Source organism: Microcoleus sp. C2D2 (assembly GCF_036702495.1).
Taxonomy (GTDB): domain Bacteria; phylum Cyanobacteriota; class Cyanobacteriia; order Cyanobacteriales; family Microcoleaceae; genus Microcoleus.
The window spans coordinates 1-10,557 of the sequence record NZ_JAUBTO010000206.1 but is presented as its reverse complement, the minus strand read 5'-3'; the positions used below and the strand labels follow the sequence as shown (position 1 = coordinate 10,557).

General features: G+C 41.7%; 3 protein-coding genes. All 3 read right to left on the bottom strand.

Going from position 1 to position 10,557, the window contains the following annotated elements:
* On the bottom strand, nt 1–2,724 hold a 2,724-nt coding region (locus QUB61_RS35065), incomplete at its 3' end, for an amino acid adenylation domain-containing protein (protein ID WP_333135518.1).
* A 104-nt stretch (nt 2,725–2,828) separates the two neighbouring features.
* Nucleotides 2,829–7,103, bottom strand: a complete 4,275-nt coding sequence (locus tag QUB61_RS35060; RefSeq protein WP_333135520.1) for a beta-ketoacyl synthase N-terminal-like domain-containing protein — start codon at nt 7,101–7,103, stop codon at nt 2,829–2,831.
* A gap of 1 nt (nt 7,104) precedes the next feature.
* Nucleotides 7,105–10,557 (bottom strand): amino acid adenylation domain-containing protein (locus QUB61_RS35055; protein ID WP_333135522.1); only part of this gene is annotated, 3,453 nt, incomplete at its 5' end.

Here is a 10,557-nt window from a genome sequence, read left to right as displayed (position 1 = left end):
CTTCTCAAACGGATTGGAAATAAATTTTTCTTGTGTTAACTCTGGACGGTTGAGGTAGCCTCGTGCCAAACAGACACCACCAATGTACAACTCTCCTGGCACACCAATAGGTACAGGCTGTAAATATTTATCTAAAATATAAATTTGTGTATTGGAAATTGGCTGTCCAATCGGAGGAAGTAACGGCCAAGTGTCCACTGAATTAGTCAGTGTAAAAGTAGTGACTGCATGGGTTTCTGATGGCCCATAATGATTGTGCAAAGTACAATCAGTTAATTTGCTGAACCATTGAGATATAGCCGGAGTAATTTGCAACTGTTCCCCAGCAGTAATGATTTCTCTGAGATTGCTAGTAACTGATTCATTCTCAACAGCGACTTCAGCTAATTGCTGTAAGGCAACAAAGGGAATAAACAGTCTCTCAACAGATTTGTCTTCAATAAAACCCAACAAAGCCAATGCATCTCGGCGCAATTCCTCCTTAATTAAGAACAATGTGCCTCCCGAAAACCAGGTAGTAAATATTTCTTGGAAGGAGACATCAAAGCTAATAGGAGCAAATTGTAGCGTTTTTGCTCCAGTAGAAATTGTGTTATTTTGCAGTTGCCACAAGATCAAATTGCAAAGAGCAAGCTGATTCAGGGCTACACCTTTAGGTTGACCTGTAGAACCAGAGGTATAAATTACATAAGCCAAATTAGTTGGTTGCACATTAGAGATGAGATTATCCTGACTCAACTGTGAAATCAGTTGCCAGTCAGTATCTAAGCAGACAAGTTTTACTTGATGCTGAGGCAGTCTGTCAAGGAGTGGCTGCTGGGTCAACAACACTGAAACTTGAGCATCTTTTAACATAAAACTCAGGCGTTCAGTTGGATACTCGGGGTCAAGTGGCACATAAGCCCCACCTGCTTTGAGAATTCCTAATAGTCCCACAACCATTTCTAAGGAACGCTCGACACACAACCCAACCAATAAATCGGCTTTCACTCCTAAAGACTTCAGGTAGTACGCCAACTGGTTAGCGCGGCAGTTCAATTGGTAGTAAGTCAGTTGTTGATTGCCAAACTCCACCGCCACTGCATCGGGTGTACTCAAACACTGCTCCTCAAACAACTGATGGATAGATTTATCACGGGGATAATCTACCTGAGTATTGTTCCATTCCACTAACAACTGCTGTTGCTCAACTTGTGTCAGCAGGGGCAATTGGGAAATTTGTTGCTGTGGGTTGGCAATAACACCTTCTAGCAAGGTCACAAAATGACCTGCCATCCGCTCTATCGTGCCAGAGTCAAACAAGTCTGTATTATATTGCCACGCAGCTATCAGCCCAGAAGTAGTATTTTTAATGAATAAAGTTAAATCAAACTTAGCAGTTGTCCTTTCTGTCCCGAATGAACTGATAGTTAGCCCAGGCAGTTCTACCTCAGATATGGGCGCATTTTCGAGGACAAACATCACTTGAAACAGTGGTGTATGGCTGAGGTCTCGTTGTGGCTGCAATGCTTTTACCAATTCCTCAAAGGGGAGGTCTGGATGAGTGTAAGCTTGCAGCATTACCTGCCGCACGCGACTGAGCAACTGCTGAAAACTGGGGTTGCCTGATAAATCGGTACGTAGTGCTAAAGTGTTGACCAAAAAGCCAATTAACCCTTCAAGTTCTAAGCGATCGCGTTTAGCAAGAGGCGTACCCACTACAATGTCATCCGAGCCTGTATAGCGATAAAGCAAGGTAACAAATGCCGCCAACAGCGTCATGAACAGGGTGGCTCCTTCTTGCTTACTGAAATTCGCGATCGCTTCAGTCAGTTCCTCTGAAAATTTGACACTTTGGATTGCGCCCTGGAAAGTTTGAATGGCTGGTCTTGGTCTGTCAGTGGGTAATTCTAGTAAGGTAGGAGCGTTTTTGAGTAGTTGCTTCCAATAATCCAACTGCGTTTGCAGTACTTCTGTTTGCAACCATTGCCGTTGCCAAATAGCAAAGTCGGCATACTGAATTGGTAGCTCAGGTAGCTCTGGTGGCAAGTTATTGCAGAGTGCTGAGTAAATAGTTGCTAACTCCTGCATCAATACGCCCATTGACCAAGCATCGAAGACAATGTGGTGTAATGTTAGTAACAAGACGTGCTCTAACTCTGTGAGTTTAAGCACAGAAGCTCGGATTAAACCAGAGTTAGCAAGGTCAAAGGGTCGAATAGCTTCTGCTGTAGCTAATTGCTGGCAAGCGATTTCTCTTTCACTTTCAAGTAGCTCTGTTAGGTCTACTACTGACAAATTTAAGATTAAGCTTTCAACAATTACCTGAACTGGCTGTTCGTTGAAGGTGCGGAAGTTGGTACGTAAGGCTTCGTGGCGAGAGATAATTTTGTTGAGGCTTTGCTCTAGCGCCACGAGGTTCAACTTACCATGAAGTTTTAGAGCTACTTGTTCGTTGTAGAAGGGGTTATCTGGTTCCAATTGGTTTAATAACCAGAGTCGTTCTTGAGCAAAAGACAGAGGTAAGTTCTGAGGACGCTCGGCTTTAATCAGGGGTAAATCTGTACCGTTGTCCGAAATTTCCTGGTGCAGCAACAAAATAAGTTCTGTTTTATGCTTAGTTAATAAGTCACGAATTTCTGGTGTTAATACTCCCTCTGGAGCATCAACGCACAAGCGATCGCCTTCAACCCACAACTCCACATCCTGATAAGAGAGTTCTATTAGAAATTGCTTGAGATTCATAGAATTATATCCTTCATATTGTCAATGAGTTTAGCCGAATGTGTGATCTAATCACAAATTCTTTTGTAAAGTTCGATATTTGTAGAAAAACTTTTATATGTTTCTCATATTTCTATTTTTTCCCTCCCACTGGTCACTGCCTTAGTATTTTGTTTTAGTTGTTGTTTTTCTAGCTTTGGTGCTATTTCAGCTATTGTGGGAGATTCAAATAAACTGGCTACAGTTAATTTAATAGAAAAAGTTTTTCGCAATCGGGATAAAACTTGAACAGCTATTAAGGAATCTCCTCCTAATTCAAAAAAGTTATCATCTATTCCCACCTGTTGAATTCCTAACAATTCTTGCCAAATATCGGCAATTTTTTGCTCAGTTTCATTACGGGGAGCTATATATGAATTTGGCAAACTAGGTCTGGAGTGCAGTGCAGATAATTTTTCTAGCTGAAGAACATCCGGCTTTCTTTGTAATGACATCTCTGATTTTGAGTCAGTCTCTTTATACCCTATTTTTGCGCTAAATGCGGTTGATGCAGAAGCAACAGCCATAATAATTTGATGCTCAAACGCTTCAGTTTCGGGAAACGCTGCAACTTGAACAAAATCCTGAGTGCGTAATGCTTCAAACCACTGTTCTTTGATGATAAAAGGCTGACCTGGGCTGCGGCTTTTATCGTCTACAGGTTTCAACAGCAGGCCCCAAGTAATATCAAAGTCTATTTTCGGTTGAGTTATTTCCCATACTAAGAGGAAGCCGCCAGGAGCTAATAAAGAGCGTACATGGTGGAGTGTTTGATCTATGTTCTGAGTTGCGTGTAATACATTAGAAGCTATGACTACATCAAAGCTGTATTTCTCAAACCCTTGTTCAGTTGGAGATTTGTCTATGTCTAGTAATTGATATTCAACAAATGGATACTCGTTAAACTTCTGTTGCGCTTGAGTCAGGAAACCGCTACCAATATCAGTAAAAGTATAGTTGGTTTGTGTGGGCGGCAACACAGGTAGTAATGCTTGCGTAGACATACCAGTACCCCCACCGATTTCCAGAACTCTCAGGTGAACGGATGATGGTAATGACTTGACTACCTGTTCTAAGCTTGAGCGCAAGATAGAGTTGTAGTAAGTATTTAAGGTAGATTCTGAATGTGAACTGTTGTTTTCTTTTTGGTAACTCAGTTCATTGAAAATCTCTAAGGGTTCTTGTTTACCAACAACAATAGCCGCTAAATTTTCACCACAGCGTTGCACTAAATCTAAATCTACTAAAGATGAAGGAGCGAACCTGGTTCTGACTTCTTCTAAGTGTGCGTTAATATAATCTTGCGAACATGGCACTAGCCTGGTGAATAAGCCCTCATGTTGCTGTAATTGTCCTTGTTCCACCAATATCTGCAACCATCTAGATAACAATTGGTGATAGCGGGGAGAAATATGGCATTGCGCTAACAAATTCTCTAAAGAATACTTTTGTTGGGGATTGCTAAAAGCCCCTAATTGGTTGAATGCAGCGTTGATGTAGGCCGTACATAAACGATCCAACCACTGTCTGTTTTCTGGATATGTTAACTCGTTGAATTCTGCATTTCTCACACTTGCTTGCTTTTGAGCTGCTTGTGTAAGCGATGTCCACAATTGTGATGTTGTGGGTAAGATTTGCAACTGTCCCCAAGCTGCTTTTTGTGGGGGGTCAATCCAATAACGTTGGCGTTCAAAGGGATAAGTCGGTAAGGGAAGACGGTAATATTCTTCCTGACTATAGAATCCAAACCAATCTACTTTGACTCCAGTCAACCAGAGTTGACCTAATGTATTGAATAAAACACGAGTATCGGATTGCTTTTTTTGAGGATGACGTACCGAAGTCAAGACTGTTTGTGCAGATGCTTTGTCTGGATGCCTTTTAACTAATGTAGTTAGTGTATGTCCTGGTCCTACCTCTAGTAAGACTTGCTCTGGTGTGGCCAATAATTTCTCGACACCTTGGGCAAACAGCACTGTGGAACGCAGATGTTGAGCATAGTAGTCAGGATTTGTGGCTTGGGTGACTGTAATCCAAGTACCAGTGAGGTTGGAGACATAAGGAAGTTTGGGGGGATTTAAAGTAACTTTTTTAACTCGTTCTGCAAATGCCTCTAAAATTGGTTCCATCATTTGGGAATGGAAAGCATGGGAAGTATGCAGACGGCGACACTCAATCCCCTGAGTAGCAAGCTGATTTTGTAATGTCTCTACTGCTGCTATGGAACCGGAAACTACGCACTGGGAGGGCTGATTAATCGCGGCAACAGAAAGTTTTTCACCTAACAGGGATTTTATCTTGTCTGCAGGCAAGGGAATTGAAAGCATTGCCCCAGTGGGCAGTTGCTGCATCATTTGTCCGCGTGCTGCTACCAGAGATAAGGCATCTTTTAGGGAAAAAACTTCTGCTAGAGTGGCTGCTACATACTCGCCAATACTATGACCGATCGCAGCTTGTGGCTCCACTCCCCATGACTGCCATAATTTAGCTAGGGCGTATTCAATTACAAAAATAGCAGGTTGAGCAATTTCTGTCTGTTGAAGTTGCTTTGATACTTCATCAATATTTGATTCGCTGGGATAAATAATATGACGCAAATCCATCCCTAGTAAGGGTTTAAGAATTTCTGAGCAATTATCAACTTGTTCTTTAAATACTGTCTCCGTTTCGTAAATTTCCCGCGCCATGTTGACATACTGAGAACCTTGACCAGGGAACATAAAGACGACAGACCGTTCTGTAATCTCTGTATAATTAGTAAAAACTTGTTTTGGCTCTATGCTACTGAGAGCTTGGACAGTATCTTCTAAGTCTTGACAAATTAACATTCGTCGGTAATTAAAACCTCGGCGACCACTATTCAAGGTATAAGCTACATCGCCTAAATTCAGTTCTGGATGCTCTTTTAAATGCGTGATTAAATTAGCTGTTGATTTCTCAAGGGCGCTCGCAGTCTTAGCCGACAGACACAACAAGTGATGATAATTTCTCCCCTGATCCCTGCTCTCTGCTCCCTGCCCAAAAACAGGTGCTTCTTCTAAAATGACATGAGCATTAGTACCTCCGATACCAAAAGAACTAACTCCAGCACGGCGAGGGGTATTATTTGTTATCCATTCCTTTAGCGTTGTATTGACATAAAAAGGACTGTTGGCAAAATCAATTTTGGGATTAGGTGTCTCGAAGTGCAAACTAGGAGGCAGCATTTTATTTTGCAGTGCTAATACAGTTTTAATCAAACCTGCCACACCTGCTGCTGTATCCAAATGTCCTAAGTTGGTTTTTAACGAACCAATAGCGCAGAAACCTTTTTTATCTGTACTTTGACTAAAAGCTTGAGTTAAAGCTGCAATTTCAATGGGATCACCTAAAGGTGTAGCAGTACCATGAGCTTCAATATAGGAAATTGTTTCGGCATCTACACCAGCTATAGCTTGAGCTTCGCCAATCACTGCTGCTTGACCGCTAACACTCGGAGCAGTGAAGCCCACTTTCATCGCACCATCATTATTAATTGCTGAACCTTTAATAATGGCATGGATGTGGTCGCGGTCTGCGATCGCATCCTTTAATCTTTTTAATACCACAATCCCAGCACCGCTACCAGCGATCGTTCCTTGTGCTTTAGCATCAAAAGTACGGCAGTGTCCATCAGGAGAAAGAATCATTCCCTCTTGATGCAAATAGCCTATTTTTTGAGGAATGCCCAGAGTAACTCCACCAGCTAAAGCCACGTCACATTCACCATTTAAGAGACCTTGACAAGCTACATGAACAGCAACCAAAGAAGTTGAACAGGCTGTTTGCACATTTACTGCTGGCCCAGTCAAGTTAAGCTTATATGCAACTCGTGTCGGTAAAAAATCTTTATCATTGGAGATTGCTAATTGCAGAGGGTCAATTGTTTCTGATAATTGATGATGAGGAATTAGATTGTTGAGCAAATACCTACTCATACCTACACCACCATAAACCCCTATTAAACCACTGTAGGTTTGTGGGTCATAACCAGCTTTTTCTGTAGCTTCCCAAGCCAATTCTAAAAATAGGCGTTGTTGTGGATCTATTAGTTCAGCTTCTTTGGCGCTATAACCAAAGAAATTTGCATCAAACAATTCAATATCTGATAGAACAGCACTAGATTTTACATAATTAGGATTATTCAGTAAATCTAGAGAAACACCAGACTTTATCAACTCTTCATCCGTTAGCCATGTGATAGATTCTACACCATCTCGTAAATTCTGCCAAAACGATTCAATATCTTTTGTACCTGGAAATTTACCAGCCACAGCAATAATTGCTATTTCAGAACCGTTAAATTCATTATTGTTATGCACTGAATCTATATCTATTGTCATTTCATTTTTTACCTTTTTTTTGAGAGCGATATTGTTGCCTGGATTGGAGTTGCTTGTTTTTTAAAGCTTTAACTTCATTATTATTATGACATAGAGTGCGAGAAGTGTTTTGTTTAATTGTTGTGTTTTTTTGATAAAACTTAATATTTAAGTATTGGCTCAAACTAGATATAGTTTGGTAATTAAACATATCCACTATTGACACATCTAAACCAAGTTCTTTTTGTAATTGCTGATTAATTTTTACAAGTAGTAAAGAATTGCCTCCTAGCTCGAAGAAATTATTGTAAATTCCCACTTTTTCTATTGCCAATGCTTTTTGCCAAATGTCAGCAATGATTTTTTCTACTTCTGTATTTGGTATTACATAATCTGATAGTTCCTGTTGTAAATCTGGAGCAGGCAAAGCGCGACGGTCTACTTTGCCGTTGGGTGTTAGGGGTAAGGATTCTAATATCACAAAAGCGGCTGGCACCATGAACCCAGGCAGTTTATCGGTAAGAAACTGACGCAGTTCGTCTGTTGTGAGTGTTACATCTTTTTGTGGCACTACGTAGGCGACTAGACGCTCGTTACTTGGAGTGTCTTCGCGAACAATAATACAACATAGCTGCACATCATCATGTAGGCTGAGTAATGCTTCGATTTCTCCCAACTCGATGCGGAAACCCCGAATTTTTACTTGATGATCAATGCGTCCTAAGTATTCAATATTACCGTCTGATAAATAACGTGCTAAATCCCCAGTTTTATAGAGGCGACCAGAACCAAACGGGTTGTTGATAAATTTTTCCCTAGTCAGTTCTGGACGGTTGAAGTAGCCTCTTGCTAACCCCACACCACCAATATGTAATTCTCCTGATACACCCACAGGTACAGGCTGTAAATTTCCATCTAAAAGGTAAACCTGTGTATTGGCGATCGCCTTACCAATATTTACTTTCTCATCATTAGTGCATTTGGCAATCGTGGCACAGACAGTAGCTTCCGTCGGCCCGTAAGCATTGAAGAAGTTTCTGCCAACAGACCATTGCTTAATTAATTCAGCAGAACAAGCTTCTCCAGCGACAATAATTGTTTGCAGTGTCGGCAGTTCAGACCCAGCCATAACTGCTAATGCCGACGGTGGTAGGGTGATATGGGTAATGCCATAATTTTTTAGTTGCTCAATTAACGGCTTTCCTGGCAATAGAGAGTTTTTTGTTCCCAAATAAAGCGTTCCACCTGAGCCAAAAGCCATTATGATTTCCCAGATAGAAGCATCAAAACTGAAGGAAGCAAACTGGAGAACGCGACTATCCGAAGTCAAGCCAAAAGTTTGAATCTGGGCTTGAGCTAAGTTGCAAAGTCCCTTATGCTCAACCATGACACCTTTAGGTCTACCTGTTGAGCCAGAGGTGTATATCAAATTAGCTAAATGAAAGGCTTTTACTCCACTGCTGGGGTTCTCTTGATTATTTTGGGCAATTTGCGGCCAGGTTTCATCTAAACAGACAAGTTTGGCTTGATGTTTAGGCAACCTCTCAATTAGATGCTGTTGAGTTAGTAGCACCGAAACTTGAGCATCTTCTAACATGAAACTCAAGCGTTCAATTGGATACTCTGGGTCAAGTGGCAGATATGCACCACCTGCTTTGAGAACCCCTAACAGTCCAACCACCATATCTAAAGAACGTTCTACACAAAGACCCACTAGCACATCCAGTGTTACACCTAATGAGCGCAAGTAATGAGCTAATTGGTTAGCACGACAATTTAATTGGTGGTAAGTCAGTTGCCGATCTTCAAAAACTACAGCTACAGCATCAGGAGCAAGCTCAACCTGCTCCTCAAAAAGCTGATGGATACATTTATTTTGGGGATAGTCTGCTTGAGTATTGTTCCACTCAACAAGTAACTGCTGTTGCTCAATTGCTGTCAATAGAGGCAATTGAGAAATTCTTTCCTCTGGGTTAGCAATAATACCCTCAAGTAATGTCAGAAAATGACCAGTCATTCGCTCAATGGTACTAGCATCAAACAAGTCAGTGTTGTACTCCCAAAAACCCACTAGCCCAGTGGTCGTGTTCTGCATTAATAAACTTAAATCAAACTTTGCCGTTGCGCCTTCTGTTATCAATGGAGTGACAGTCAACCCAGCCAACTCTACCTCAGATGTGGACGCATTTTGGAGGGCAAACATCACCTGAAACAGTGGTGTATGGCTGAGGTCTCGTTCTGGCTGCAATGCTTCTACCAGTATTTCAAAAGGCAAGTTCTGATGAGCATACGCGGACAACGCTACTTCTTGAACACGACTCAATAATTCGCTAAAACTGGGATTGCCTGCCAAGTTAGAACGCATAACTAGGGTATTGACAAAAAACCCGATTAACCCTTCTATTTCAGAGCGATCGCGGTTAGCAATAGGAGACCCCACCAAAATATCTACCGCACCTGTATAGCGGTAAAGCAGCGTATTATAAGCGGCCAACAGCGTCATAAAGAGGGTACAATTTTGCTTCTGACTGAGTTTTACCAATCTATCGGTTAACTCAGTTGGTAGTGCAAACTGTTGATATGCTCCGGCAAAAGTCTGCACAGATGGTCTGGGTCGGTCTGTGGGTAGGGACAATAAAGCTGGTGCGTTTGCCAGTTGTTGTTGCCAGTAACTCAGTTGGCTTTGTAAAACATCTCCTTGCAACCAGTTTCGCTGCCAAATTGCGAAATCTGCGTACTGAATCGGCAGTGGTGCTAACGGTGACGGTTGACCTTGAGAGTAAGCATTGTACAGCGCTGCTAGTTCTTCAACAAACACACCCACTGACCAGCCATCAAAGACAATGTGGTGCATACACACTAATAAGGCGTGTTCTGTCTTGGAGAGTACGATTAATGTCGCCCTAATTAATGGTTCAGTTGCCAGGTTAAAAGGTTGAATAGCTTGTTGTTGTGCTAATTGCTGTGTTGCAATTTCTTGTTCAGTTGTGGATAAATACTTGAAGTCAACAATTGATACTTTCCAATTCCCTTGTGTTTGGATAACTTGAGTTGGTTGTCCATCAACAGTGACGAAGTTGGTGCGTAACGCTTCGTGGCGATGAATAATTTTTTGTAGGCTTTGTTCTAGCGCTGCAACATTAAGAGTTCCAACTAGACGCAAAGCTACAGGTATGTTGTAAAAGGGGCTGAGAGGCTGTAACTGGTCTAAAAACCACAAACGCTGCTGAGCAAATGATAGTGGTAAGTCTGTATTCTTGGCTCTTGGTACAATGGGTGGTGCAGATAGTTGTAAATTCTGTTGCTGTAACTGCTCAATGAAGAGTGCCAATTCACCTAGTGTTGCTGTGGCAAACAATTCACGCAATGGTAGTTCCACTTTGAAAATGTTGCGGATGCGTGAAACTAGTTGCGTTGCCAGTAGAGAGTGTCCTCCTAGTTCAAAGAAGTTGTCATAAATCCCCACTGCTTCTAC

Bases quoted from the DNA above. Each gene is read 5' to 3' on its own strand.
- QUB61_RS35060 (WP_333135520.1), bottom strand. From the start codon at position 7,103: ATGACAATAGATATAGATTCAGTGCATAACAATAATGAATTTAACGGT.